This is a genomic window from Escherichia sp. MOD1-EC5433, assembly GCF_002966005.1.
Lineage (GTDB): Bacteria > Pseudomonadota > Gammaproteobacteria > Enterobacterales > Enterobacteriaceae > Escherichia > Escherichia ruysiae.
This window is the reverse complement of sequence record NZ_PTRL01000002.1, coordinates 269,360-295,156: the sequence shown is the minus strand read 5'-3', so window position 1 is coordinate 295,156 and position 25,797 is coordinate 269,360. Positions and strand designations below refer to the sequence as shown.

The following is a 25,797-nucleotide window of genomic DNA, read 5'->3' as shown; positions in this document are numbered from 1 at the left end:
TTTATCAGGTATGGACACCGTGAATATTTATCGACTCTCTTTTATTTCCTGCCTGACGATGGTAATGCCGTCCGCGCTGGCGGTCGAATTTAACCTGAGCGTCCTCGACAAATCGATGCGTGATAGCATTGATATTTCATTATTAAAAGACAAAGGGGTGATTGCCCCCGGTGAATATTTTGTTAGCATTGCCGTTAATAATAACCAAATCAGTAACGGGCAAAAAATTAGCTGGCAAAAAAGCGGTGATAAAACCATTCCGTGCATTGATGAATCACTGGTGGATAAATTCGGTTTAAAACCAGACTTCCGTCAATCATTAATACAGAGAAATCAGTGTGTTGATTTTAGCTCGCATCCAGAAATACGCTTCAATTTCGATCAAACCAATCAGCAACTCAATATCACCATTCCGCAAGCGTGGCTGGCATGGCACTCAGAAAACTGGATGCCGCCATCAACATGGAAAGAAGGTGTAGCCGGCTTTCTGATGGATTACAACCTGTTTGCCAGCAACTACCGTCCACAAGGCAGTAGCAGCAACACCAACCTGAACGCTTATGGTACTACCGGTATTAACATGGGGGCATGGCGCTTACGCAGCGATTACCAGTTGAGCCGTTCCGAAAGCGACAATGCCCATGACCAGAGCGGCGGAATATCACGTACTTATCTTTTTCGCCCACTACCACAATTAGGTTCGAAATTAACCCTGGGCGAAACTGATTTCAGTTCCAATATTTTCGACGGTTTTTCTTATACCGGTGCGGCACTGACCAGCGATGACCGGATGTTGCCCTGGGAATTGCGCGGTTACGCCCCACAAATCAGCGGTATTGCGCAAACCAACGCCACCGTCACCGTAAGTCATTCGGGGCGAGTTATTTACCAGAAAAAAGTCTCGCCAGGCCCGTTTATCATTGATGACATCAATCAGTCTGTCCAGGGTACGCTGGATGTCAAAGTGACGGAAGACGATGGACGTGTGAACAACTTTCAGGTTTCGGCCGCCTCGACGCCCTTCCTGACGCGCCAGGGTCAGGTTCGCTATAAACTTGCTGTTGGTCAGCCGCGAACCTCAATGTCTCATCAAACTGAAAATGAAACCTTTTTTAGCAATGAAATGTCCTGGGGGATGCTCTCGAATACCTCGTTATATGGCGGTTTGCTACTCTCCGGAAATGACTATCATTCTGGCGCAATAGGCATCGGGCAAAATATGCTCTGGCTGGGAGCATTGTTATTTGATGTCACCTGGGCCAGTAGCCAATTTGATACCCAGCAGGACGAGCGAGGCTTAAGCTACCGTTTCAATTACAGCAAACAAGTGGACGCCATAAATAGTACGATTTCACTCGCTGCTTATCGCTTCTCCGATCGTCATTTTCACAGCTACGCCAACTATCTGGATCACAAATACAACGACAACGATGCACAAGACGAAAAACAGACGATCAGCTTATCAGTAGGCCAACCGATAACCCCTCTGAACCTCAACCTGTACGCCAACCTGTTACATCAGACCTGGTGGAACGCAAATACCTCCACGACTGCCAACATAACGGCAGGTTTTAATATTGATATCGGTGAGTGGAAAGATATATCAATTTCGACGTCATTCAACACAACCCACTACGAAGACAAAGATCGCGACAACCAGATTTACCTGTCGATTTCATTACCTGTCGGTAACGGTGGTCGAGTCGGCTATGACATGCAAAACAGTAGTAACAGCACTACACACCGCATGTCGTGGAACGATACGCTGGATGAACGTAATAGCTGGGGCATGTCTGCCGGAGCACAATCCGATCGCCCTGATAATGGCGCACAGGTGAGCGGCAACTATCAACACCTGAGTTCAGCCGGTGAATGGGATTTGTCTGGCACTTATGCCGCCAATGATTACAGCTCCGTCAGCAGTAGCTGGAGTGGTTCCTTTACCGCCACTCAATATGGCGCAGCCTTCCATCGCCGCAGTTCAACCAACGAGCCACGGCTGATGGTCAGCACCGACGGCGTGGCAAATATTCCGGTTCAGGGTAACCTCGACTACACCAACCATTTTGGTATTGCGGTAGTGCCGCTAATTTCCAGTTACCAACCTTCCACCGTGGCAGTCAACATGAATGATTTACCTGACGGCGTGACTGTTGCTGAAAACGTCATCAAAGAAACGTGGATTGAAGGCGCTATTGGTTACAAATCGCTGGCTTCCCGTTCTGGTAAAGACGTTAACATTATTATTCGCGACGTCAGCGGTCACTATCCCCCTCTCGGTGCCGATATTCAGCAGAATGGCAGCGGAATCAGTGTAGGTATGGTTAGCGAGGAAGGCCATGCCTGGCTTGGTGGAGTAGCTGAAAACCAGCAATTTACAGTGCTCTGGGGTGACAAACAAAGTTGCATTATTCATCTGCCAGAACGTCTGGAAGATACGACCAAACGCCTGATTTTACCTTGTCATTAATTAAGGAAAAGAGAATGACATTTATTAAAGGATTGCCCCTGATTCTGTTAGCCGTCAGCCTGGGTAGCCACGCTGCCGTGCAACCCGATCGCACACGAGTTGTGTTTAACGCCAACGACAAAGCCACCAGCCTGCGCATAGAAAACCAGAGTGACAAACTGCCTTACCTTGCTTATTCCTGGATAGAAAATGATAAAGGGGAGAAAAGCGACGATCTTCTGGTCGCTCTGCCACCAATACAGCGCCTGGAACCAAAAGCAACATCGCAGGTGCGGATTGTAAAGCAAGCGTCAACCACACAGTTACCCGGCGATCGTGAAACGCTGTTCTACTATAACATGCGCGAAATTCCGCCAGCACCGGATAAAAGCAGCGACCATGCGATACTTCAGGTCGCGATCCAAAGCCGTATCAAGTTGTTCTGGCGACCTGCGGCATTGCGCAAGAAAACAGGTGAACACGTAGAGCTACAGTTACAGGTTAGCCAGCAGGGCAACCAACTTACCCTGAAAAACCCTACCGCCTATTACCTGACGATTGCCTATCTTGGGCAAAATGATAAAGGTGTGCTCCCCGGTTTTAAATCGCTGATGATTGCCCCTTTTAGCACCGTCACAACGAATACTGGAAGCTATAACGGTAATCATTTTTACCTGGGTTACATGGATGATTACGGCGCATTACGGATGAATACTCTGAACTGTAACGGACAATGTCGTTTACAGGCGGTGGAGGCGAAGAAATGAGTACTGGCAAGGGATTGTTGCTCATCATCTGTCTGTTATTTCTGCCGTTGAAGTCTGCGCTGGCGCTGAACTGCTATTTTGGCACATCTGGCGGATCTGTAGAAAAATCAGAAGCTATTCAACCCTTTGCTGTGCCGGGCAATGCTAAACCTGGCGATAAAATCTGGGAATCTGACGATATTAAAATTCCCGTCTATTGTGATAACAATACTAACGGCAACTTTGAAAGCGAGCATGTTTATGCCTGGGTAAACCCCTACCCCGGAATGCAGGATCGCTATTATCAACTTGGCGTAACATATAACGGCGTTGATTACGATGCCAGTCTCGGGAAAAGTCGAATCGACACCAACCAGTGTATCGACAGCAAGAAAATTGATATCTACACACCAGAGCAAATCATTGCCATGGGGTGGCAAAATAAGATTTGTTCCGGCGATCCCAGCAATATTCATATGTCGCGTACATTTCTCGCGCGTATGCGGCTCTATGTTAAAGTTCGTGAAATGCCGCCGCATGATTATCAAAGTACGCTGAGCGACTATATTGTGGTGCAATTTGATGGCGCTGGCAGTGTTAATGAAGATCCTTCCGCCCAAAACCTGAAATATCATATTACCGGTCTGGAAAACATCCGTGTACTGGATTGCAGCGTTAACTTTTCTATTTCGCCTGAAACACAGGTGATTGATTTTGGTAAATTTAACGTACTGGATATTCGCCGTCACACGATGTCGAAAAGTTTTAGTATTAAGACGACGAAATCACAAAATGACCAGTGCACCGACGGATTTAAAGTCAGTTCCTCGTTTTATACCGAAGAAACGTTGGTTGAAGAAGATAAAGCATTGTTGATTGGTAATGGCCTTAAACTACGTTTACTGGATGAAAACGCCTCGCCCTATACTTTCAACAAATACAGCGAATATGCCGATTTCACCAGCGACATGTTAGTTTATGAAAAAAACTTTACCGCCGAATTGTCATCCATACCAGGCACCCCCATCGAGGCTGGTCCCTTCGATACAGTAGTGCTTTTTAAGATTAACTATAACTGAGTTACCATGATGCCCTTTGCAGCCAGAAAGGGCATCTCTTTCAGATAATTGCTTATTTTCCCCTTTTCCTTGATTACCGTTATTTTTTCCAGGCCCGGCTTTCTTTATGCTGTATCGATACACCAAAGAGAAAATAATGAGGGAGCGAAGGATGCCAGTCTTGCAGTGGGGAATGTTATGTGTGTTATCACTTCTCCTTTCTATTGGTTTCCTCGCGGTACATCTCCCGGCGGCACTATTACTTGGGCCGATGATCGCCGGGATCATCTTCAGTATGCGCGGAATGACTCTGCAACTCCCTCGCTCCGCTTTTCTTGCTGCGCAGGCCATTCTTGGCTGCATGATTGCGCAAAACCTCACTGGCTCGATCCTCACTACTCTGGCCGTTAACTGGCCAATTGTGTTAGCCATTTTACTGGTGACGCTGCTTTCCAGCGCCATCGTGGGCTGGTTATTGGTGCGCTATAGCTCGCTACCGGGTAATACCGGCGCCTGGGGTTCTTCTCCAGGCGGCGCAGCGGCAATGGTCGCTATGGCGCAGGATTACGGCGCAGATATCCGTCTGGTGGCGTTTATGCAATATTTGCGAGTACTGTTTGTCGCAGGTGCGGCAGTTCTGGTTACGCGGATGATGCTGGGCGATAACGCTGAAGCGGTTAATCAACAGATCGTCTGGTTCCCGCCAGTCAGCATTAATATCCTGCTTACGATTTTGCTCGCGGTCGTTGCCGGTACGGCGGGATGCCTGCTACGTCTTCCTTCCGGCACGATGCTCATCCCGATGCTGGCGGGCGCGGTACTCCAGTCTGGCGAGTTCATCACAATTGAGTTACCAGAATGGCTGCTGGCGATAGCTTATATGGCGATTGGTTGGCGAATTGGTCTGGGCTTCGATAAGCAAATCTTACTGCGAGCACTACGCCCGCTACCGCAAATCCTGCTGTCGATTTTTGCTCTACTGGCTATTTGTGCGGGTATGGCGTGGGGGCTGACCCGGTTTATGCATATTGATTTTATGACTGCCTACCTCGCCACCAGCCCTGGCGGACTTGATACGGTGGCGGTCATCGCCGCAGGGAGCAATGCCGATATGGCGCTCATTATGGCGATGCAAACCCTGCGCTTGTTCAGTATTTTGCTGACGGGGCCAGCCATTGCACGGTTTATTTCAACCTATGCGCCGAAACGTTCTGCCTAATGCTGGCAGCCAGGGCACCAGTAAAACGGGCGCGATGACAGCGTGGTTTTCTCAATGATGCCGCCACAGCGTTCGCACGGTTCGCCATCACGATGAAAAACCTTAAAGCGAAACAGCGCGCCATGATGTTTATTCTCATCCACCTGCCCCCGCGTAGCGTAAGAAAGACGCGGAATATCCAGTAGCGCGTGCGCGAGTGCATCCAGTTGCGCCTCGTTGAGCTCTTTCGCTTTATGACTTCCGGTCAATCCGACCTGCCAGAGGATCTCCACCCGCAAATAATTGCCAAGCCCTGCCAGAAACACCTGATCGAGCAGTAATCCGGCAAACTGCCGGTTACGAAAGCGCGGCGACAATAACCGTTCTTTCACTACCTCCGGCGTCAGATTCGGATCCAGCACATCGGGGCCAACGCGTTGTAAAAACGGATGTGTGGTCAGTTGTTCCGGCGTCAACATCTCAATATCCGAGGTGCTATAAAGCAGAATGGTTTTGTCAGCCGTTTGCAGTTTTACCCGCAATACTCGCGTGGTCTGCGGCTCTTCGCCGGTATCGACCACGCGCCAGACGCCGTAAAGCTGATTATGACTATAGAGCGTTAAGTCGTTGGAAAAATGAGTTAACAACGCCTTACCACGCGTTTCCACATGGGTAACGTGTTGACCGATAAGTCGTGATTGATAAGGTTTTAACTGCGGGAAGGCAAACCAGACATCAGTTAGAGGTTTGCCTTTGATCGCCGCCTCCAGGTTATCCGCTGCGCGGCGGATCTCCGGGCCTTCAGGCATGGTGATATCCTTTTTTCGTTCTTTGTTCAGCGGGATTATACTGCGACAACAATCCCCTTTTGGGTAAATGTAGCGCGTAGTCGGCGGGCGAACGCCAGTGCGTGCTCGCCGTCGCCATGCAGACAGACCGTTTGCGCCGTGACCGTTGCCCATTCGCCGGTGATACTTTTGACTCTGCCGTGTTGCACCATCTCCAACGTTTGCGCCAGCGCCTGTTCTTCGTTTTCAATCAACGCGCCTGACTGGCTTCGCGGCACCAGCGAGCCGTCAGCCTGATAGCCGCGATCGGCAAACACTTCCTCGCGCGTTGTCAGGCCATTACGCTTGCCTGCACGGATCAGCTCGCTTCCCGCCAGTCCAACGAGAATCAATGCCGGATCGCAAGCGTAAACCGCTCTGGCGATAGCGTCTGCCAGTTGTGCGTCTTTCGCCGCCTGGTTATACAACATGCCGTGCGGTTTGACGTGGCGCATCACGCCACCTTCTGCACGGACAATCACTGCCAGCGCGCCAATTTGATACAACGTCTGGGCGTAAACCGTTTCCGGCGGCAGCTGCATGGCGCTACGTCCAAAGTTTTCCCTGTCGGGAAAGCTCGGGTGAGCGCCAATTGCGACACCATTTTTTATTGCTTCACGAACGCTTGCCTGCATGGTTTGCGCGTCGCCTGCATGAAATCCACAGGCAATATTGGCTGAGGAAACCAGCGTTAACAGTTCAGCGTCGCTGGCGCAGCCTTCGCCCAGATCGGCGTTCAGGTCAATTTTCATTGTGCAGCCGCCACGCTAATTGTTCGAAATAATGTTGCTGATCCTGGCGCGCTTTCAGTGCCTCTTCCAGCGAACACTGGACAAAATGAATGGGCTGTCCGAGTGGGATTTGCGCCAGATGGTACATGTCGGCTTCAATAATACAGGCAATACGTGGATAACCACCGGTGGTCTGTGCGTCGTTCATCAACACAATGGGCTGCCCGTTATGCGGCACCTGCACCACACCCGGCAGCAAACCGTGAGATAACAGTTCGCGATCGGTGGTGCGTTTTAAAATTTGCCCCTGTAAGCGATAGCCCATGCGGTTACTTTGCGGGCTAAGCTGCCATGGCGAACGCCAGAATGCATCCTGCGAGGCGCGATCGAACTCATGATATTCCGGCCCCGGCAAGGCGCGAATGCGGTTGCCCCACAGCAGCTGTTTAACGCCCTGCGCTTCCATAAAATCACGCTTCGCTTTACCAATCGGGAGGCGGTCACCATCCTTCAGTAAACGGCCTTCCAGCCCGCCAATCCCCACTTTGAGATCGGTGCTGCATGACCCCATTACCGGCGGAACATCAATACCACCCGCCACCGCCAGATAACTGCGCATCCCGTGCTGCGGGCGTTTAAGGGTTAAACGCTGGCCTGCTTTCATCGGCAATCGCCAGCCGGTCCAGACGGCATTATCATCCAGCCGCGCTTCGCAACCTGCACCAGTCAGGGCAAACCAGCCGTCGCGTTCAAATTCAACCGTTAACTGACCGAGCGTGATTTCCAGTGCGGGAGCGTTGGCATCGTTACCCACCAGCAGATTAGCAATACGCAGCGCAGGCATATCCAGTGCGCCGCAGTGGCTGATACCCGACTGGCGAAAACCGTGACGACCACCATCCTGCACGGAGGTATACATCCCCGCACGAATAATTTTCAACATACTCCCTCCCTCTGCGGCACAAAGCGCACGCTGTCTCCCGGACATAATAAGATGGGTTCGTCCCGCGTCGGGTCAAATAAACTGAGCGAGGTATGGCCTATTAATTGCCACCCCCCCGGCGTTGCCAGCGGATAAACACCAGTCTGCGCCCCACCGATCCCGACAGAACCTGCCGGAACGAGCAAACGCGGTTCCGCGCGTCGCGGCGTGTGTAGTTGTTCCGGCAAACTACCGAGATACGGGAAGCCCGGTTGAAAACCTAAAAACCAGACCACGTATTCCACGGAGGAGTGCAATTCAACGACCTGTTTTTCACTCAACCCACAATGTGCCGCGACCACCGCTAAATCCGGCCCGCCAGCACCACCGTAAACCACCGGGATTTCGATATGGCGTGAATCCGGTTCCAGCGCCTCACTCTCCTCCCACCAGCGTTGCAAACGCTCTATAGCATCCAGCGCCAGCGACTCAGGATTACGCAAAATCACCGTAATATTGTTCATGCCAGGAATGGCTTCCACCACATTCGGCATATCAACCAGACGCTGCGCCAGACGCCAAATCCGTTTCTGGCTAGCCAGCGTCACCGGCGGTTCCAGTTCCAGCACTACCGCCGTTTCACCTATCAGATAACAACGCGCTCGTTGCACTTTCGATCCCTCTGATTATTCGTTATGCCGGATTAGGAATATCAATAAAAGTCACTTCAAGATCGGTATTTTCATTCAACCACTCGCTCAACGCGCGAATACCACCGCGTTCGGTGGCATGGTGACCTGCAGCATAAAAATGCAATCCCTGCTCGCGCGCCGAATGAATGGTCTGTTCAGAAACTTCACCAGTAATAAATGCATCCACGCCAAAACGCGCGGCGCTATCGATAAAACTTTGTCCGCCGCCCGTGCACCAGGCGACGCGTTTTACCACCTCAGGTCCGGTATCGCCACACCATAACGGCTTGCGTCCCAGACGCGCTTCAATCCAGGAAGCCAGTTCCAGCCCCGGCACAGGCATGGTCAGTTCGCCCCACGACACCAACGGCTCAATTTCGCCCATGACCGTGATCCCCAGTAACGCCGCCAGTTGTGCGTTATTGCCAAGCTCCGGATGCGCGTCCAGCGGCAGATGCCAGCCATACAGGTTGATATCATTCGCCAGCAAGGTTTTTAAACGGTTACGCTTCATGCCGCGAATTACCGGAGATTCGCCTTTCCAGAAGTAGCCATGATGCACAATGACCGCATCCGCGCCCAGACGCACCGCTTCATCGAGCAGCGCCTGGCTGGCGGTGACACCGGTAACAATTTTTTGCACCGTCTCTTTGCCTTCCACCTGCAAACCATTCGGCGCGTAATCACTTATCGCCGCGCTGTTCAGTTTCTCGTTAATCAGTTGTTCCAGTTCGGTGTTTTTCATCTTCGCGCCTTCCGTATTCTGATAGCTACACCGTTAACATAGCGTTACCTCGCCTGTTCGTCGATAGCCAATCTTTTGACATATTAAGAAACAAACAGGCGGCCAAAAGGCGCAAATTGTTTATCTCATCACACTACAGTTCATGTATATTTATGCAAACAGACAGCATATTGCATAAATAATCAGATCTGTATCAAGGTTTTAACTTTAAGGAAACACACGCACACCGCGCTTTTATTACGTGGCGTCGCATCCAACTGTGGAATTATCATGAATAAACACGCATCACAGCCGCGCGCTATCTACTACGTTGTCGCGCTACAAATCTGGGAATATTTTAGCTTCTACGGAATGCGCGCCCTGCTGATTCTCTATCTCACCAATCAGCTGAAGTACAACGATACCCACGCTTACGCGTTATTCAGTGCCTACTGTTCACTGGTATATGTCACGCCAATTCTTGGCGGCTTCCTGGCCGATAAAGTGCTCGGCAACCGTATGGCGGTAATGTTGGGAGCGTTGTTGATGGCGGTCGGACATCTGGTGTTGGGCGCCAGCGAGATCCATCCGACATTCCTCTATTTATCGCTGGCGATTATCGTCTGCGGCTATGGCCTGTTTAAATCCAACGTCAGTTGCCTGCTTGGCGAACTCTATGAGCCAACCGATCCGCGTCGTGATGGCGGTTTCTCGTTGATGTATGCGGCAGGTAACGTGGGTTCTATTATCGCCCCAATCGCCTGTGGTTACGCCCAGGAAGAATACAGCTGGGCAATGGGCTTTGGCCTGGCTGCGGTCGGGATGATCGCCGGGCTGGTCATTTTCTTATGCGGCAATCGTCACTTCGCTCATACCCGGGGCGTTAATAAGGAGGTGCTGTGTGCGAAAAACTTTCTCCTGCCGAACTGGGGATGGCTGCTGGTTCTGCTGGTCGCAACACCTGCGCTGATTACTGTATTGTTCTGGAAAGAATGGTCGGTATACGCCTTAGTTGTTGCCACGGTGATTGGACTGGCGGTGCTGGCAAAAATTTATCGCAAAGCAGAAAACCAGAAACAGCGTAAAGAACTGGGGCTGATTGTTACCCTTACCTTCTTCAGTATGTTGTTCTGGGCCTTCGCACAACAGGGCGGCAGTTCGATTAGCCTTTATATCGACCGTTTCGTTAACCGCGATATTTTCGGTTATACCGTTCCGACCGCTATGTTTCAGTCGATTAATGCCTTCGCGGTCATGCTGTGCGGGGTGTTCCTTGCCTGGGTCGTGAAAGAGAGCGTGGCGGGTAATCGTACCGTGCGCATTTGGGGAAAATTTGCTCTTGGCCTCGGTCTGATGAGCGCCGGATTCTGCATTCTGACCTTAAGCGCCCGCTGGTCTGCGATGTATGGACACTCTTCCCTGCCGCTGATGGTTCTGGGGCTGGCAGTGATGGGCTTTGCCGAACTGTTTATCGATCCGGTAGCCATGTCGCAAATTACGCGTATTGAAATCCCCGGCGTGACCGGCGTATTAACCGGCATTTATATGCTGCTTTCCGGCGCGATTGCTAACTATCTGGCGGGCGTTATTGCCGATCAGACATCGCAAGCTTCGTTTGATGCTTCCGGAGCGATCAACTACTCCATCAATGCGTATATTGAAGTGTTTGATCAAATCACCTGGGGTGCACTGGCTTGTGTGGGGTTGGTGCTGATGATTTGGCTGTACCAGACGCTGAAGTTCAGAAATCGCGCGCTGGCGCTGGAGTCTTAATAAGCGCCTGATGCGACGCTGACGCGTCTTATCAGGTCTGTATGGCTCATTAAATTTGCACTATCAGGTAGGCCGGATACGGCGTTCACTTCGCATCCGGCATCTGGGCACAATTGCCTGACGCGTCTGTTATTTCCCTTTCCTCGCCGCCTCATACGCTGCCAGCGTTCGTAATCTGGCTTCTTTGTGATCGACAATCGGCTCTGGATAATCCAGCTTTACACCCACTTTCTGTGCCCATTTCCACGGCTCATGCACCGATTTTCCCGGCACATCGCGCAGCTCCGGTAACCACTGACGGATAAACCCACCCTCGCGGTCAAATTTCTCGCCCTGGGTTGTCGGGTTGAATATACGAAAATACGGCGCGGCATCAGTACCCGTAGAAGCCGCCCACTGCCAGCCGCCGTTATTGGCTGCCAAATCACCATCGATAAGCTGCGACATGAAATACCGCTCCCCTTCGCGCCAGTCGATCAACAAATCTTTCACCAGAAAACTGGCAGTGATCATCCGCAGACGGTTATGCATCCAGCCAGTGCTGTTAAGCTGACGCATGGCGGCATCGACAATCGGGTATCCGGTTTTGCCTTCCTGCCAGGCCTTTAAATGTGTGGGATTGCGCTGCCACTGCACGCGGTCGGTCCAGGCAATAAACGGACGATGTTTACACAGCGAGGGGTAATACGTTATCAGGTGCCGGTAAAACTCGCGCCATATCAACTCATTAAGCCAGACGCTACCCGCTCCACCGTCCAGCGCCTGCGGTTGTTCCGCCAGCAGGCGATGCAAACACTGGCGAGGCGATAATCCTCCCGTTGCGAGGCTTGCGGACAAACGGCTGGTGCCTTCTACTGCCGGAAAATCACGCTGTTGCTCATACTCTCCGGCACCGTTCTGGCAAAAATGGCGTAATTGCGCAATCGCCGCTTTTTCTTCCACCGGGAAATGCGCAGTATCGAAAGACTGACGAGGGTAATTCAGCGTAATGGATGGCGCGGGATCTATCGCTCCGCTACTACGGACTGTTGGTGCAGCGACGCACTCCGGCATCCCTTCCCGCAGCCGTTTCAGCCAGGCATTTTTAAATGGCGTAAATACTTTGTACATCTCGTGATTGCCGGCCATCACCGCGCCAGGTGGCAGGATCACGCTGTCATCAAATCCTTCACACACCACGTTACACAGCGTTCTCTCAACCAGAGCATCCCGCGCTCGCTCATTCACTTCATACTGATAGTTATAAAACAAATGGGTAACGCGGTTTTCCACGCACACCTGTTTAACCATTTCAACGCTGTCGGCAAAGTCATCCACTTCACGGAACAATAAAGGAATGCCTTTTTCTGCCAGCGCGATCTGTAGCCCGTTCAGTTGAGCATTGATAAATTCAGCCTGACGCGGCGACATGCTATGCGCCGCCCACTGGCGTGGTGTAGCGATATACAACGCCAGCACGCGTGCAGACGAATTGCGGCAGGCGGCAGCCAGCGCGAGATTATCGTGCAGACGTAAATCCTGGCGAAACCAGACCAGATGGGTGGTCATAAAACTCCTGCATGGCGCAAGTTAATAACACGCGGCCAAAGTTCGAAATAACGTTGCCCTGAAAGCCAGGCATTAGGATAAAGCGCCATATAGTGTTTGATACGCATCAGCGGCGCAAGAAGCGGTTGCTCGCCACATCGATAACTGTCGATAAGCGCCGCCAGTTGCTGACGTTCTGTGGAATCAAGATGCGGACGAAAATACCCCTGAACGTGCATCAAAACGTTGGTGTGATCGCGCGGGTTGGCGGGGTGAGATAGCAAAACGATTACGCGCTGGCGGTATTCATTGTAAAAATCGTCCAGATTTTGCCACTGATGAATATCTGCCACGAACGGGCCAAGTTTGCGGTACTCCGGCTGAGAATGCGCCAGAAATACGAGTTTATAGCGGCTGTGATAATCGTTGAGCATACCGCGCGTTAAGCCTCGCTCTTTAAGACGGTATAACTCGTGAAGCGCGGAGATACGGATTAGGGTGCTTTCATCAAAAAGTTGTTGATTCATTACTGCTCCTGAACGGTTTACAGGAGTAAGTGTAGACGGCGAAAACAAAAAAACCGCCAGCGTTTCCGCTGGCGGTTTTCAATGTATTCAGAACTTAGCAATCAATAAAAATCACCGGTCGCCTTTTCGGCCTGATCCATCCACACCGGTTTCTCGCTGGTTTTCGACCAGACGCGATGTAGGTAGCTGTAAAAGCGGGCTCGGTCTTTCCAGAAAAGCATGAAAGGCAGCGCCAGAACGCCCGCTGCAACCGCATAAGTACGGCGTAAAAAGATAAGCCATGCAGGATATTCTCTGTGGAGTTCCATACTTTTCTCCCCCCTTTTGTATCTACCCGGTGAATAGCACCGGAAAATGAATTTGTTTATCTGATGAAAATAGTACCGCCTTTTGTGTAATTTTACTACTCATCCGACCACTTATTTTTGCTTATTGATGGTTTATTTACATTCACCCTGTAATTAAGTTACATAAAAGTTAAATCAATACTAACCATTAGTTAAATTGCGGTCTTTGCCATTTTTATACTTTTTTTACACCCCGCCCGCAGATTTTTGCGAAATCTTTGCAGCCAGAATTCTACCCTTCCGGTATCACTTTTAGGCCACTGGAGGTGCACTGTGAGTGCAGGCGTGATAACCGGCGTGTTGCTGGTGTTTTTATTACTGGGGTATCTGGTTTATGCCCTGATCAATGCGGAGGCGTTTTGATGGCTGCGCAAGGGTTGTTACTGATCGCCACGTTTTTACTGGTACTGATGGTGCTGGCGCGCCCTTTAGGCAGCGGGCTGGCGCGGCTGATTAATGATATTCCTCTTCCCGGTACGGCGGGCGTTGAGCGCGTACTCTTTCGCGCACTTGGCGTCTCTGGTCGCGAGATGAACTGGAAGCAATATCTCTCTGCCATTCTCTGTCTGAATATGCTGGGGCTGGCGGTACTTTTTTTTATGTTGCTCGGTCAGCACTATCTGCCGCTTAATCCGCAGCAGCTGCCGGGGCTGTCGTGGGATCTGGCGCTGAATACTGCCGTCAGCTTTGTGACTAATACCAACTGGCAATCTTACAGCGGTGAAACCACGTTGAGTTATTTCAGCCAAATGGCGGGCTTAACGGTACAAAACTTTCTTTCTGCCGCCAGCGGGATTGCGGTGATTTTTGCCCTTATCCGCGCGTTTACCCGCCAGAGCATGAGCACGCTCGGTAATGCCTGGGTCGATCTGCTACGCATCACGTTGTGGGTGTTAGCCCCTGTGGCGTTGTTGATCGCACTGTTTTTTATTCAACAAGGTGCGCTGCAAAACTTTCTGCCCTATCAGGCTGTGACGACCGTTGAAGGAGCACAACAACTGTTACCGATGGGGCCGGTGGCTTCTCAGGAAGCGATTAAGATGCTCGGCACTAATGGCGGTGGTTTCTTTAATGCCAACTCGTCGCATCCGTTTGAAAACCCGACCGCACTGACCAACTTCGTGCAAATGCTGGCGATCTTCTTGATCCCAACGGCGCTGTGCTTTGCCTTTGGCGAAGTGGAGGGCGATCGCCGCCAGGGACGCATGTTGTTGTGGGCGATGTCGGTGATTTTTGTCATCTGCGTAGGCGTGGTGATGTGGGCAGAAGTTCAGGGTAATCCGCATCTGCTGGCGCTCGGCGCAGACAGTAACATCAATATGGAAGGTAAAGAGAGCCGTTTTGGCGTGCTGGTCAGTAGCCTGTTTGCGGTTGTGACCACGGCGGCTTCCTGCGGTGCGGTGATTGCGATGCATGATTCGTTTACCGCCCCTGGCGGCATGGTGCCGATGTGGTTGATGCAAATTGGTGAAGTGGTATTCGGCGGCGTTGGTTCTGGCCTTTACGGCATGATGCTGTTCGTCCTGCTGGCGGTGTTTATTGCCGGACTGATGATTGGTCGCACGCCGGAATATCTGGGTAAAAAAATCGACGTGCGCGAGATGAAACTGACCGCGCTGGCGATTCTGGTCACCCCGACGCTGGTGCTGATGGGCGCGGCGCTGGCGATGATGACCGACGCCGGACGTAGCGCCATGCTCAACCCTGGCCCGCATGGTTTTAGCGAAGTGCTGTATGCCGTGTCGTCCGCCGCTAATAACAACGGCAGCGCCTTTGCCGGATTAAGCGCCAACTCACCGTTCTGGAACTGTTTACTGGCGTTCTGCATGTTTGTCGGTCGCTTCGGGGTGATTATCCCGGTGATGGCGATTGCTGGTTCGCTGGTGAGTAAAAAGAGCCAACCCGCCAGCTCCGGCACATTGCCAACGCACGGCCCGCTGTTTGTTGGCCTGTTAATCGGCACCGTGTTGCTGGTTGGCGCACTGACCTTTATCCCTGCCCTGGCGCTTGGTCCGGTGGCGGAGTATCTCTCTTGATGATATTGAGTGAGCACTGAATATGAGTCGTAAACAACTGGCGCTATTCGAACCAACACTTGTCGTTCAGGCGCTGAAAGAAGCGGTTAAAAAATTAAGCCCACAGGCGCAATGGCGCAATCCGGTGATGTTTATCGTCTGGATCGGCAGTCTGCTGACCACCGCTATTAGCATCGCGATGGCAAGCGGTGCGATGCCTGGCAATGCGCTGTTTAGTGCGGCAATTAGTGGCTGGCTGTGGATCACTGTGCTGTTCGCTAATTTCGCCGAGGCGCTGGCAGAAGGCCGCAGTAAAGCGCAGGCCAACAGTCTGAAAGGGGTCAAAAAAACCGCCTTTGCCCGTAAGCTACGTGAGCCGAAATATGGCGCTGCGGCGGACAAAATTCCTGCCGATCAACTGCGTAAAGGCGACATCGTGCTGGTAGAGGCAGGCGATATCATCCCCTGCGATGGTGAAGTCATTGAAGGTGGCGCGTCGGTCGATGAGAGCGCCATCACCGGGGAATCAGCACCGGTGATCCGTGAATCCGGCGGCGATTTTGCCTCCGTCACTGGCGGTACACGTATTCTTTCTGACTGGCTGGTAATTGAGTGCAGCGTTAACCCCGGCGAGACGTTTCTGGATCGGATGATCGCGATGGTGGAAGGCGCGCAGCGACGCAAAACGCCGAACGAGATTGCCCTGACCATCCTGCTGATTGCCCTGACCATCGTCTTTTTACTGGCAACCGCAACGCTATGGCCATTTTCTGCCTGGGGCGGTAACGCGGTCAGCGTAACGGTACTGGTGGCGCTGCTGGTCTGTCTGATCCCAACCACCATCGGCGGCCTGCTTTCAGCGATCGGCGTCGCCGGGATGAGCCGAATGCTGGGCGCCAATGTGATCGCCACCAGCGGACGTGCCGTTGAAGCGGCGGGCGACGTTGACGTTCTGCTGCTGGATAAAACCGGCACCATCACACTCGGGAACCGTCAGGCGTCGGAGTTTATCCCCGCGCAGGGCGTAGAGGAAAAAACGCTGGCCGATGCCGCACAACTGGCTTCGCTGGCCGACGAAACGCCGGAAGGCCGCAGTATTGTGATCCTCGCCAAGCAGCGTTTTAACCTGCGCGAGCGCGATGTGCAGTCGCTTCACGCTACTTTTGTGCCGTTTACTGCGCAAAGCCGGATGAGTGGGATCAACATCGACAACCGGATGATCCGTAAAGGTTCTGTCGATGCCATTCGCCGCCATGTTGAAGCTAACGGTGGTCACTTCCCTGCCGATGTCGATCAAAAAGTTGATAACGTTGCGCGTCAGGGTGCCACGCCGCTGGTAGTAGTAGAAGGTTCCCGCGTGCTGGGCGTTATTGCGCTGAAAGACATCGTCAAAGGCGGTATCAAAGAGCGTTTCGCACAACTGCGCCAAATGGGCATTAAAACGGTGATGATTACCGGAGATAACCGTCTGACTGCCGCCGCGATTGCTGCGGAAGCGGGCGTCGATGATTTCCTCGCCGAAGCGACACCAGAGGCCAAACTGGCGTTGATTCGTCAGTATCAGGCGGAAGGCCGTTTAGTGGCGATGACAGGCGACGGCACCAACGATGCTCCGGCGCTGGCGCAGGCAGATGTCGCGGTGGCGATGAACTCCGGCACTCAGGCGGCGAAAGAAGCGGGCAATATGGTGGATCTCGACTCCAACCCGACCAAGTTGATCGAGGTGGTGCACATTGGCAAACAGATGCTGATGACCCGTGGCTCGCTCACCACCTTCAGCATTGCCAACGATGTAGCGAAATACTTCGCCATTATTCCGGCGGCGTTCGCGGCAACGTATCCGCAGTTAAATGCACTGAACATCATGCGCCTGCATTCGCCCGACTCCGCCATTCTCAGTGCGGTGATTTTCAACGCCTTGATTATCGTCTTTTTAATTCCTCTGGCGTTAAAAGGCGTGAGTTATAAACCGCTTACCGCTTCTGCCATGTTGCGCCGTAACTTATGGATTTACGGTCTGGGTGGGCTGCTGGTGCCGTTTATCGGTATCAAAGTGATTGATTTACTGCTGACCGTTTGCGGTCTGGTGTGAGGGTTACCATGAGTGGATTACGTCCGGCATTATCGACATTTCTCTTTCTGTTATTGATCACTGGCGGTGTTTATCCGCTACTGACCACCGCGCTGGGGCAATGGTGGTTTCCCTGGCAGGCCAACGGTTCGTTGATTCGTGAAGGAGATATGGTGCGCGGCTCGGCATTAATCGGGCAGAGTTTTACCGGCAACGGCTATTTTCATGGTCGCCCATCAGCAACGGCAGAAATGCCCTATAATCCACAGGCTTCTGGCGGGAGCAATCTGGCGGTCAGTAACCCGGAGCTGGATAAACAGATAGCTGCACGCGTTGCTGCATTACGGGCCGCTAACCCTGATGCCAGCACGAGCGTTCCGGTTGAACTGGTGACGGCGTCGGCAAGCGGGCTGGACAATAACATTACCCCGCAAGCGGCGGCCTGGCAGATCCCACGCGTGGCGAAAGCGCGTAATCTCAGCGTTGAACAGCTCACGCAGCTGATCGCAAAATACAGCCAACAACCGCTGGTGAAATATATCGGCCAGCCGGTCGTCAATATTGTCGAACTCAATCTGGCGCTGGATAAGCTTGATGAATAACGAACCCTTACGTCCCGATCCCGACCGTCTGCTGGAACAAACTGCTGCGCCGCATCGGGGGAAGCTAAAAGTTTTCTTCGGTGCCTGCGCAGGCGTCGGGAAGACCTGGGCGATGCTGGCAGAAGCCCAGCGACTGCGGGCGCAAGGGCTGGATATTGTGGTTGGCGTGGTAGAAACCCACGGGCGGAAAGATACCGCCGCCATGCTGGAAGGTCTGGCTGTTCTGCCGCTGAAACGCCAGGCGTACCGTGGGCGGCATATCAGCGAGTTTGATCTCGATGCCGCCCTCGCCCGCCGTCCGGCGCTGATCTTAATGGACGAACTGGCGCACAGTAATGCGCCAGGTTCTCGTCATCCTAAACGCTGGCAGGATATCGAAGAACTGCTGGAAGCTGGCATTGATGTTTTCACAACCGTCAACGTTCAGCATCTGGAAAGTCTGAATGATGTGGTCAGCGGCGTCACCGGAATTCAGGTACGGGAAACCGTGCCCGATCCTTTTTTCGATGCCGCCGACGACGTGGTGCTGGTGGACCTGCCCCCGGACGATCTGCGCCAGCGGCTGAAAGAAGGCAAAGTCTATATTGCCGGGCAGGCGGAGCGCGCCATTGAACATTTTTTCCGCAAAGGCAATCTGATCGCCCTGCGCGAACTGGCACTGCGCCGCACTGCCGATCGCGTTGATGAGCAAATGCGCGCCTGGCGGGGGCATCCTGGCGAAGAGAAAGTCTGGCACACGCGCGACGCGATCCTTTTATGCATCGGGCATAACACCGGCAGCGAAAAACTGGTTCGCGCGGCGGCGCGGCTGGCGTCAAGGCTGGGGAGCATCTGGCACGCGGTGTATGTTGAAACCCCTGCCTTGCACCGTTTACCGGAGAAAAAACGTCGGGCAATTCTCAGCGCCTTACGTCTGGCGCAGGAGTTAGGTGCAGAGACGGCAACGCTTTCTGATCCGGCAGAAGAAAAAGCAGTAGTGCGTTATGCCCGTGAACATAATCTCGGCAAGATTATTCTCGGTCGTCCGGCCTCGCGCCGCTGGTGGCGTCGGGAAACGTTTGCTGATCGGCTGGCGCGCATCGCCCCCGATCTCGATCAGGTGCTGGTCGCGCTTGATGAACCGCCTGCCCGCACACTTAATAACGCGCCGGATAGCCGCTCTTTTAAAGACAAGTGGCGGGTACAGATTCAGGGATGCGTGGTTGCCGCCGCGTTATGCGCCGTTATCACCCTAATTGCCATGCAGTGGCTGATGGCGTTTGATGCCGCCAACCTGGTGATGCTGTATCTGCTTGGCGTGGTGGTGGTGGCGCTATTTTATGGGCGCTGGCCTTCGGTGGTCGCCACCGTCATTAATGTAGTGAGTTTCGATCTCTTTTTTATCGCCCCACGCGGCACGCTCGCCGTCTCTGATGTGCAATATCTGCTGACCTTCGCGGTGATGTTAACCGTCGGGCTGGTGATCGGGAACCTTACTGCTGGCGTGCGTTATCAGGCGCGGGTAGCCCGTTACCGCGAGCAACGCACACGGCACTTATATGAAATGTCGAAAGCTCTGGCGGTAGGCCGCAGTCCGCAGGATATCGCCGCCACCAGCGAACAATTTATTGCCTCCACGTTTCATGCTCGCAGCCAGGTGTTGCTACCTGATGACAATGGTAAATTGCAGCCGTTGACGCATCCGCAGGGAATGACGCCGTGGGACGATGCCATCGCGCAGTGGAGTTTTGATAAAGGCCTGCCAGCGGGCGCGGGCACCGACACGTTACCCGGCGTACCGTACCAGATTTTGCCGTTAAAAAGCGGCGAGAAAACCTACGGGCTGGTGGTGGTGGAACCGGGGAATCTGCGCCAGTTGATGATCCCGGAACAGCAGCGCCTGCTGGAAACGTTTACGCTGTTAGTCGCCAATGCCCTTGAGCGGCTGACGCTGACCGCCAGCGAAGAACAGGCGCGGATGGCAAGCGAACGTGAACAGATCCGCAACGCTCTGCTGGCGGCACTTTCGCATGATTTACGCACTCCGCTCACGGTGCTATTCGGTCAGGCAGAAATCTTAACGCTCGATCTGGCGAGTGAAGGTTCTCCGCACGCTCGCCAGGCCAGCGAAATTCGCCAACATGTGCTGAACACCACCCGCCTGGTGAATAATTTACTCGATATGGCGCGAATTCAGTCCGGCGGCTTTAATTTGAAGAAAGAGTGGTTAACGCTGGAAGAAGTGGTCGGCAGTGCGCTGCAAATGCTGGAACCGGGTTTATCATCGCCCATCAACCTGTCATTGCCAGAACCACTGACTTTAATCCACGTTGACGGGCCACTCTTTGAACGGTTGCTGATTAATCTGCTGGAGAACGCGGTGAAATACGCGGGCGCACAGGCCGAAATTGGTATCGATGCCCACGTTGAGGGCGAAAATCTACAACTGGATGTCTGGGATAACGGCCCCGGTCTTCCGCCAGGCCAGGAGCAGACGATATTCGATAAGTTTGCTCGCGGAAATAAGGAGTCGGCAGTACCGGGCGTCGGGCTTGGGCTGGCAATTTGTCGGGCGATTGTGGATGTACACGGCGGCACCATTACCGCGTTCAACCGACCGGAAGGTGGTGCCTGTTTTCGTGTTACACTTCCCCAGCAAACTGCCCCTGAACTTGAAGAATTTCATGAGGATATGTGACAAACGTTCTGATTGTTGAAGATGAACAAGCTATTCGTCGCTTTCTGCGCACGGCGCTGGAGGGCGACGGTATGCGTGTCTTTGAGGCCGAAACGCTGCAACGCGGCTTGCTGGAAGCGGCAACCCGCAAGCCGGATTTGATTATTCTCGATCTCGGTCTGCCCGATGGCGATGGAATTGAGTTTATCCGCGACCTGCGCCAGTGGAGCGTAGTGCCGGTGATTGTGCTTTCCGCACGTAGTGAAGAGAGCGACAAAATCGCCGCGCTGGATGCCGGAGCTGATGATTACCTGAGTAAACCGTTTGGCATTGGCGAATTGCAGGCGCGTCTGCGCGTCGCTTTACGCCGCCACTCAGCTACCGCCGCACCCGATCCGGTAGTGAAGTTTTCTGATGTTACCGTCGATTTAGCGGCTCGTGTGATCCATCGCGGTGAGGAAGAGGTGCATCTCACCCCGATTGAGTTTCGCCTGCTGGCAGTGTTGCTCAATAATGCGGGAAAAGTGCTCACCCAGCGCCAACTCCTTAACCAGGTGTGGGGGCCAAACGCGGTCGAACACAGTCATTATTTGCGTATTTATATGGGACATCTGCGACAAAAACTGGAACAGGATCCCGCCCGCCCCCGCCATTTCATTACTGAAACCGGTATTGGGTATCGGTTTATGCTTTGAATATTTATTCATTTTTTGCACTTTTAAAAGAATTATTATTTTAAAATTAGCCCTGCTGAAACATTATTATTCAGCAGGATTAATGCGCTAACAAAACACAAACAATTAAATTACAAAATCAAAAAAACAAAGCAATATTCTGTTTTGCACCATCCATACTTTATGATTAACAACTTTTAGTTTGACCATTTTTTTGATCTTCTTCATAGATTAGAGACATTTCCTGGATAGAATAATTTTACCTTCAACTGATACAGAAAAAGGTAAAGGAAAATGGAAAATAATAACCGTGCAATGCCCCATATAAGGCGAACAACTCATATTATGAAGTTTTCCCATCGCAATAGCTTTGACTTTCATTTCTTTAATGCCCGCTAGTCTTCTGACTAAAGGGCACCTCAAAATACAGGTCTCCCTGTCTTTAAGCATCACAGGTTAATACCTGTATCCCTGGTGCTCATACATTGCTAACCCTTTTATACCCTTATTAATTCAGATCGCTACGTCGCAATCTGGACAGGTAGAGTATTGCCAGTTACCGGGCTGGTCGGGTTATTGCATCTACAAAAAGCAAACTACTGATTTATTTATCAGGGGTGATGTTTTGCTTTTTTCCGGCGTTATCAATTTCTCTTTTGAGAAATTGAGGACCTGCTATTACCTGAAATAAAGAGATGAAAAATGTCAGAATTAAAAATTGCCGTTAGTCGTTCTTGCCAGAATTACTTTTCCACTCATCGTGTATGCGTGAACATTGACGAAAGTAATTATATTGACGTTGCTGCCATTGTTTTATCGGTCGATGATGTTGAACGTGGAAAACTCGATGAAATAGACGCTACTGGCTATGGCATTCCTGTATTTATTGCCACGGAAAATGAAGATCATGTGCCAGCAAAATACCTGTCACGTATTTCGGGTGTCTTCGAACATTGCGAAGCGCGGAAAACGTTTTACGGTCGCCAGTTAGAAACCGCTGCCAGCCATTATGAAACCCAGTTACGCCCACCTTTCTTCCGCGCACTGGTCGATTATGTCAATCAGGGTAACAGCGCATTTGATTGCCCCGGTCATCAGGGCGGCGAATTTTTCCGTCGCCATCCGGCAGGTAACCAGTTTGTAGAGTATTTTGGTGAAACTCTTTTCCGTTCTGACTTGTGCAACGCCGACGTGGCAATGGGTGACCTGCTGATTCATGAAGGCGCACCGTGTATCGCACAACAACATGCGTCAAAAGTGTTTAATGCCGATAAAACCTACTTCGTTTTAAACGGCACCTCCTCTTCAAACAAAGTGGTATTAAACGCACTGCTGACACCGGGCGATCTGGTGCTGTTTGACCGCAATAACCATAAATCTAATCACCACGGGGCGTTGCTACAAGCTGGTGCAACACCGGTTTATCTGGAAACAGCACGCAACCCGTATGGCTTTATCGGTGGCATTGATGCGCACTGCTTCGAAGAAAATTACCTGCGCGAACTGATTGCAGAAGTCGCACCGCAGCGGGCAAAAGAGGCGCGTCCGTTCCGCCTCGCGGTTATTCAGTTAGGCACCTACGACGGTACAATTTATAACGCTCGTCAGGTAGTGGATAAAATTGGTCATCTGTGTGACTACATTCTGTTTGACTCCGCATGGGTCGGCTACGAGCAGTTTATCCCGATGATGGCTGACTGTTCGCCGCTGCTGCTGGAGCTTAATGAAAACGATCCGGGCATTCTGGTTACACAGTCAGTCCATAAACAGCAGGCGGGTTTTTCCCAGACATCACAAATTCATAAAAAAGACCGCCATATCAAAGGTCAACCGCGTTATGTACCGCATAAACGCATGAACAATGCCTTTATGATGCATGCCTCCACAAGTCCGTTCTATCCGCTGTTCGCGGCACTGGACGTCAACGCTAAAATGCATGAAGGCGTAAGCGGTCGCAATATGTGGATGGACTGCGTGGCGAATGGCATTGATGCCCGCAAACTGATCCTTGAAAACTGTCATCATATTCGTCCGTTCGTTCCTGAACTGGTGGATGGCAAGCCATGGCAGTCATATCCCACCGCTGAAATTGCCAATGACCTGCGTTTCTTCCAGTTTGTACCAGGAGAACACTGGCACTCTTTTGAAGGCTACGCAGAAAACCAATATTTTGTCGATCCGTGCAAGCTGCTACTGACTACCCCAGGCATTGATGCACGTAACGGCGAATATGAGGCATTCGGTGTTCCTGCAACCATTCTCGCTAACTTCCTGCGTGAAAATGGTGTCGTTCCAGAAAAATGCGACCTTAACTCCATTTTATTCCTGCTGACTCCGGCAGAAGATATGGCCAAACTACAGCAGCTTGTCGCCCTGCTGGTACGTTTCGAAAAACTGCTGGAAGATGATGCGCCTCTGGCGGACGTACTGCCTTCCATTTACAAACAGCATGAAGCCCGTTACGCCGGTTATACCCTGCGTCAGTTGTGCCAGGAAATGCACGACCTGTATGCCCGTCATAACGTGAAACAACTGCAAAAAGAGATGTTCCGTAAGGAACACTTCCCTCGCGTCAGCATGAACCCACAAGAAGCTAACTACGCCTACTTACGCGGTGAGGTGGAACTGGTTCGTCTGCCGGATGCAGAAGGGCGTATCGCAGCCGAAGGTGCCCTGCCTTATCCTCCGGGCGTGCTGTGTGTTGTTCCGGGTGAAGTCTGGGGCGGTGCAGTTCTGCGTTACTTCATTGCCCTGGAAGAAGGCATTAACCTGCTGCCAGGTTTTGCGCCGGAATTACAGGGTGTCTATATCGAAGAACATGACGGTCGCAAACAGGTCTGGTGCTATGTCATCAAATCAAGCGAAGCACAAAGCGCCCTGCTGAAGGGAGAAAAATTATGAGTCAGGCTAAAGCGAATAAAATGGGCGTCGTGCAGTTAACCATACTGACGATGGTCAACATGATGGGTTCCGGCATCATTATGCTGCCGACCAAACTAGCCGAAGTCGGGACGATCTCGATTATCTCCTGGCTAGTGACGGCTGTAGGATCAATGGCGCTGGCCTGGGCCTTTGCAAAATGCGGTATGTATAGCCGTAAATCAGGTGGTATGGGGGGTTATGCCGAATATGCCTTCGGTAAATCCGGTAACTTCATGGCGAACTATACCTACGGTGTGTCACTGCTGATTGCCAATGTCGCCATCGCTATTTCCGCCGTTGGCTACGGTACTGAGTTGTTTGACACAACCCTTTCGCCTGTTCAGATTGGTCTTGCCACTATTGCTGTGCTGTGGGTATGTACCGTGGCTAACTTTGGTGGTGCACGCATTACCGGGCAGATCAGTAGCATTACCGTGTGGGGTGTCATTATTCCGGTAATTGGCCTGTGCATTATCGGCTGGTTCTGGTTCAGCCCGACGCTTTACGCTGACTCCTGGAACCCGCATCATGCGCCCTTCTTTAGCGCGGTTGGTTCTTCCATTGCCATGACATTGTGGGCTTTTCTCGGTCTGGAATCGGCCTGTGCGAACGCTGAAGTGGTAGAAAACCCGGAACGTAACGTGCCAATTGCTGTTCTTGGCGGTACATTGGGTGCGGCAGTAATTTATATCGTCTCTACTAACGTGATTGCCGGAATTGTGCCAAATATGGAGCTGGCAAATTCAACGGCACCGTTTGGTCTGGCCTTCGCGCAGATGTTCACACCGGAAGTCGGTAAAGTGATTATGGCGTTGATGGTGATGTCCTGCTGCGGTTCATTGCTCGGCTGGCAGTTCACCATTGCCCAGGTGTTTAAATCTTCTGCCGATGAAGGGTACTTCCCGAAAATTTTCTCTCGTGTAACCAAAGTGGATGCACCGGTTCAGGGAATGTTGACCATTGTGATTATCCAGAGTGGGTTATCGCTGATGACCATTAGCCCGTCGCTGAACAGCCAGTTCAACGTGTTGGTTAACCTGGCCGTGGTGACCAATATCATCCCGTATATTCTGTCGATGGCGGCACTGGTGATCATTCAGAAAGCAGCTAATGTTCCGGCTGCTAAAGCGAAAGTGGCTAACTTTGTTGCCTTTATTGGTGCAATGTACAGCTTCTATGCACTGTACTCGTCTGGGGAAGAGGCCATGCTGTATGGCTCCATCGTGACCTTCCTCGGCTGGACACTGTATGGTCTGGTATCACCCCGCTTTGAACTGAAAAATAAACACGGTTAATAAAGCGAAGTAAAAAAGGGCGATCGAATGATCGCCCTTTG

22 protein-coding genes and 1 pseudogene are annotated in these 25,797 nt (G+C 52.0%); 15 read left to right on the top strand and 8 right to left on the bottom strand.

Annotated elements, in window-relative coordinates:
• The first annotated feature begins 10 nt into the window (after window positions 1–10).
• The 4 genes from C3D30_RS05890 (at window position 11) to C3D30_RS05870 (ending at window position 5,472) form a co-directional block, all read left to right on the top strand.
• Window positions 11–2,470 (top strand): fimbria/pilus outer membrane usher protein, encoded by a 2,460-nt coding sequence (locus C3D30_RS05890; RefSeq protein WP_176257471.1) that lies wholly within the window; start codon window positions 11–13, stop codon window positions 2,468–2,470.
• Window positions 2,471–2,484: 14 nt separating this feature from the next.
• Window positions 2,485–3,216, top strand: a complete 732-nt coding sequence (locus C3D30_RS05885) for a fimbrial biogenesis chaperone (protein ID WP_000142795.1) — start codon at window positions 2,485–2,487, stop codon at window positions 3,214–3,216.
• Entirely contained in the window at window positions 3,213–4,274 is a 1,062-nt protein-coding gene (locus C3D30_RS05880) for a fimbrial protein (protein ID WP_105286592.1), read from the top strand. The genes C3D30_RS05885 and C3D30_RS05880 overlap by 4 nt, the downstream gene beginning before the upstream one ends.
• Window positions 4,275–4,425: 151 nt before the next feature.
• The gene (locus C3D30_RS05870; RefSeq protein ID WP_105284762.1) at window positions 4,426–5,472 is read left to right on the top strand and encodes an AbrB family transcriptional regulator; all 1,047 of its coding nucleotides are present in this window, start codon (window positions 4,426–4,428) and stop codon (window positions 5,470–5,472) included.
• On the opposite strand, the gene nei is transcribed toward C3D30_RS05870, so the two are convergent.
• From nei to ybgI, 5 genes are read right to left on the bottom strand one after another with little or no spacing between them, the layout of a single operon-like run.
• A complete protein-coding gene (gene nei / locus C3D30_RS05865; protein WP_105286591.1) occupies window positions 5,469–6,260 on the bottom strand; it encodes an endonuclease VIII in 792 nt (263 codons plus the stop codon). The two genes, C3D30_RS05870 and nei, sit on opposite strands and share 4 nt — an antisense overlap.
• 35 nt (window positions 6,261–6,295) lie before the next feature.
• Window positions 6,296–7,030: a 5-oxoprolinase subunit PxpA gene (gene pxpA, locus C3D30_RS05860; RefSeq protein WP_105284760.1), complete on the bottom strand. Its 735-nt coding sequence runs from the start codon at window positions 7,028–7,030 to the stop codon at window positions 6,296–6,298.
• Window positions 7,020–7,952 (bottom strand): 5-oxoprolinase subunit PxpC, encoded by a 933-nt coding sequence (gene pxpC / locus C3D30_RS05855; protein WP_105286590.1) that lies wholly within the window; start codon window positions 7,950–7,952, stop codon window positions 7,020–7,022. Before pxpC ends, pxpA begins: the two co-directional genes overlap by 11 nt.
• Window positions 7,946–8,602 (bottom strand): 5-oxoprolinase subunit PxpB, encoded by a 657-nt coding sequence (gene pxpB, locus C3D30_RS05850; protein ID WP_105286589.1) that lies wholly within the window; start codon window positions 8,600–8,602, stop codon window positions 7,946–7,948. The genes pxpC and pxpB overlap by 7 nt, the downstream gene beginning before the upstream one ends.
• A 22-nt stretch (window positions 8,603–8,624) precedes the next feature.
• Window positions 8,625–9,368: a radiation resistance protein YbgI gene (gene ybgI, locus C3D30_RS05845; protein ID WP_105286588.1), complete on the bottom strand. Its 744-nt coding sequence runs from the start codon at window positions 9,366–9,368 to the stop codon at window positions 8,625–8,627.
• A 270-nt stretch (window positions 9,369–9,638) separates the two neighbouring features.
• On the opposite strand from ybgI, the gene dtpD reads away from it, so the two are divergent.
• Window positions 9,639–11,120: a dipeptide permease DtpD gene (gene dtpD / locus C3D30_RS05840; RefSeq protein WP_001032671.1), complete on the top strand. Its 1,482-nt coding sequence runs from the start codon at window positions 9,639–9,641 to the stop codon at window positions 11,118–11,120.
• 129 nt (window positions 11,121–11,249) lie between these two features.
• Here the strand turns inward: dtpD and phrB are convergent, their stop codons facing one another.
• From phrB to C3D30_RS05825, 3 genes are all read right to left on the bottom strand, one after another.
• Window positions 11,250–12,668: a deoxyribodipyrimidine photo-lyase gene (phrB, locus tag C3D30_RS05835; RefSeq protein ID WP_105286587.1), complete on the bottom strand. Its 1,419-nt coding sequence runs from the start codon at window positions 12,666–12,668 to the stop codon at window positions 11,250–11,252.
• A complete protein-coding gene (locus C3D30_RS05830; protein WP_001075791.1) occupies window positions 12,665–13,174 on the bottom strand; it encodes a YbgA family protein in 510 nt (169 codons plus the stop codon). Before C3D30_RS05830 ends, phrB begins: the two co-directional genes overlap by 4 nt.
• A 101-nt stretch (window positions 13,175–13,275) precedes the next feature.
• Window positions 13,276–13,482 carry a YbfA family protein gene (locus C3D30_RS05825; RefSeq protein ID WP_105286586.1) on the bottom strand — a complete coding sequence of 69 codons (207 nt, stop codon included), beginning with the start codon at window positions 13,480–13,482 and terminating at the stop codon, window positions 13,276–13,278.
• Between the two features lie 312 nt (window positions 13,483–13,794).
• On the opposite strand from C3D30_RS05825, the gene kdpF reads away from it, so the two are divergent.
• The 10 genes and pseudogenes from kdpF to potE all read left to right on the top strand — a co-directional run bounded on the left by kdpF (window position 13,795) and on the right by potE (window position 25,756).
• Window positions 13,795–13,884: a K(+)-transporting ATPase subunit F gene (kdpF, locus tag C3D30_RS05820; protein WP_001272653.1), complete on the top strand. Its 90-nt coding sequence runs from the start codon at window positions 13,795–13,797 to the stop codon at window positions 13,882–13,884.
• Window positions 13,884–15,557 (top strand): potassium-transporting ATPase subunit KdpA, encoded by a 1,674-nt coding sequence (gene kdpA / locus C3D30_RS05815; RefSeq protein ID WP_105286585.1) that lies wholly within the window; start codon window positions 13,884–13,886, stop codon window positions 15,555–15,557. The genes kdpF and kdpA overlap by 1 nt, the downstream gene beginning before the upstream one ends.
• 22 nt (window positions 15,558–15,579) lie before the next feature.
• Complete coding sequence (gene kdpB, locus C3D30_RS05810) at window positions 15,580–17,628, top strand: potassium-transporting ATPase subunit KdpB (RefSeq protein ID WP_016231631.1); 2,049 nt, start codon at window positions 15,580–15,582, stop codon at window positions 17,626–17,628.
• Window positions 17,629–17,636: 8 nt separating this feature from the next.
• Entirely contained in the window at window positions 17,637–18,209 is a 573-nt protein-coding gene (kdpC, locus tag C3D30_RS05805; RefSeq protein WP_105286584.1) for a K(+)-transporting ATPase subunit C, read from the top strand.
• Complete coding sequence (gene kdpD, locus C3D30_RS05800; RefSeq protein WP_105286583.1) at window positions 18,202–20,886, top strand: two-component system sensor histidine kinase KdpD; 2,685 nt, start codon at window positions 18,202–18,204, stop codon at window positions 20,884–20,886. The genes kdpC and kdpD overlap by 8 nt, the downstream gene beginning before the upstream one ends.
• Entirely contained in the window at window positions 20,883–21,560 is a 678-nt protein-coding gene (kdpE, locus tag C3D30_RS05795; protein ID WP_000186091.1) for a two-component system response regulator KdpE, read from the top strand. The genes kdpD and kdpE overlap by 4 nt, the downstream gene beginning before the upstream one ends.
• A 187-nt stretch (window positions 21,561–21,747) precedes the next feature.
• Window positions 21,748–21,867, top strand: a pseudogene (locus C3D30_RS20820) (TonB-dependent receptor).
• Window positions 21,834–21,938, top strand: a complete 105-nt coding sequence (gene speFL, locus C3D30_RS20295) for a leader peptide SpeFL (protein WP_107164369.1) — start codon at window positions 21,834–21,836, stop codon at window positions 21,936–21,938. Before C3D30_RS20820 ends, speFL begins: the two are co-directional and overlap by 34 nt.
• 303 nt (window positions 21,939–22,241) lie before the next feature.
• On the top strand, window positions 22,242–24,440 hold the full coding sequence (gene speF, locus C3D30_RS05785) for an ornithine decarboxylase SpeF (protein WP_105286652.1): 2,199 nt from the start codon (window positions 22,242–22,244) through the stop codon (window positions 24,438–24,440).
• Window positions 24,437–25,756, top strand: a complete 1,320-nt coding sequence (gene potE / locus C3D30_RS05780; RefSeq protein ID WP_000075810.1) for a putrescine-ornithine antiporter — start codon at window positions 24,437–24,439, stop codon at window positions 25,754–25,756. Before speF ends, potE begins: the two co-directional genes overlap by 4 nt.
• The last annotated feature ends 41 nt before the right edge of the window (window positions 25,757–25,797 follow it).

Excerpts from the sequence above, each read along its gene's own strand:
- kdpB (WP_016231631.1), top strand. The coding sequence starts at position 15,580 with ATGAGTCGTAAACAACTGGCGCTATTCGAACCAACACTTGTCGTTCAG.
- pxpA (WP_105284760.1), bottom strand. The coding sequence starts at position 7,030 with ATGAAAATTGACCTGAACGCCGATCTGGGCGAAGGCTGCGCCAGCGAC.
- speF (WP_105286652.1), top strand. The coding sequence starts at position 22,242 with ATGTCAGAATTAAAAATTGCCGTTAGTCGTTCTTGCCAGAATTACTTT.
- potE (WP_000075810.1), top strand. The coding sequence starts at position 24,437 with ATGAGTCAGGCTAAAGCGAATAAAATGGGCGTCGTGCAGTTAACCATA.
- C3D30_RS05880 (WP_105286592.1), top strand. The coding sequence starts at position 3,213 with ATGAGTACTGGCAAGGGATTGTTGCTCATCATCTGTCTGTTATTTCTG.
- ybgI (WP_105286588.1), bottom strand. The coding sequence starts at position 9,368 with ATGAAAAACACCGAACTGGAACAACTGATTAACGAGAAACTGAACAGC.
- pxpC (WP_105286590.1), bottom strand. The coding sequence starts at position 7,952 with ATGTTGAAAATTATTCGTGCGGGGATGTATACCTCCGTGCAGGATGGT.
- kdpC (WP_105286584.1), top strand. The coding sequence starts at position 17,637 with ATGAGTGGATTACGTCCGGCATTATCGACATTTCTCTTTCTGTTATTG.
- C3D30_RS05830 (WP_001075791.1), bottom strand. The coding sequence starts at position 13,174 with ATGAATCAACAACTTTTTGATGAAAGCACCCTAATCCGTATCTCCGCG.
- C3D30_RS05885 (WP_000142795.1), top strand. The coding sequence starts at position 2,485 with ATGACATTTATTAAAGGATTGCCCCTGATTCTGTTAGCCGTCAGCCTG.
- kdpA (WP_105286585.1), top strand. The coding sequence starts at position 13,884 with ATGGCTGCGCAAGGGTTGTTACTGATCGCCACGTTTTTACTGGTACTG.
- C3D30_RS05890 (WP_176257471.1), top strand. The coding sequence starts at position 11 with ATGGACACCGTGAATATTTATCGACTCTCTTTTATTTCCTGCCTGACG.
- dtpD (WP_001032671.1), top strand. The coding sequence starts at position 9,639 with ATGAATAAACACGCATCACAGCCGCGCGCTATCTACTACGTTGTCGCG.
- kdpD (WP_105286583.1), top strand. The coding sequence starts at position 18,202 with ATGAATAACGAACCCTTACGTCCCGATCCCGACCGTCTGCTGGAACAA.
- C3D30_RS05870 (WP_105284762.1), top strand. The coding sequence starts at position 4,426 with ATGCCAGTCTTGCAGTGGGGAATGTTATGTGTGTTATCACTTCTCCTT.
- C3D30_RS05825 (WP_105286586.1), bottom strand. The coding sequence starts at position 13,482 with ATGGAACTCCACAGAGAATATCCTGCATGGCTTATCTTTTTACGCCGT.
- phrB (WP_105286587.1), bottom strand. The coding sequence starts at position 12,668 with ATGACCACCCATCTGGTCTGGTTTCGCCAGGATTTACGTCTGCACGAT.
- nei (WP_105286591.1), bottom strand. The coding sequence starts at position 6,260 with ATGCCTGAAGGCCCGGAGATCCGCCGCGCAGCGGATAACCTGGAGGCG.
- speFL (WP_107164369.1), top strand. The coding sequence starts at position 21,834 with ATGGAAAATAATAACCGTGCAATGCCCCATATAAGGCGAACAACTCAT.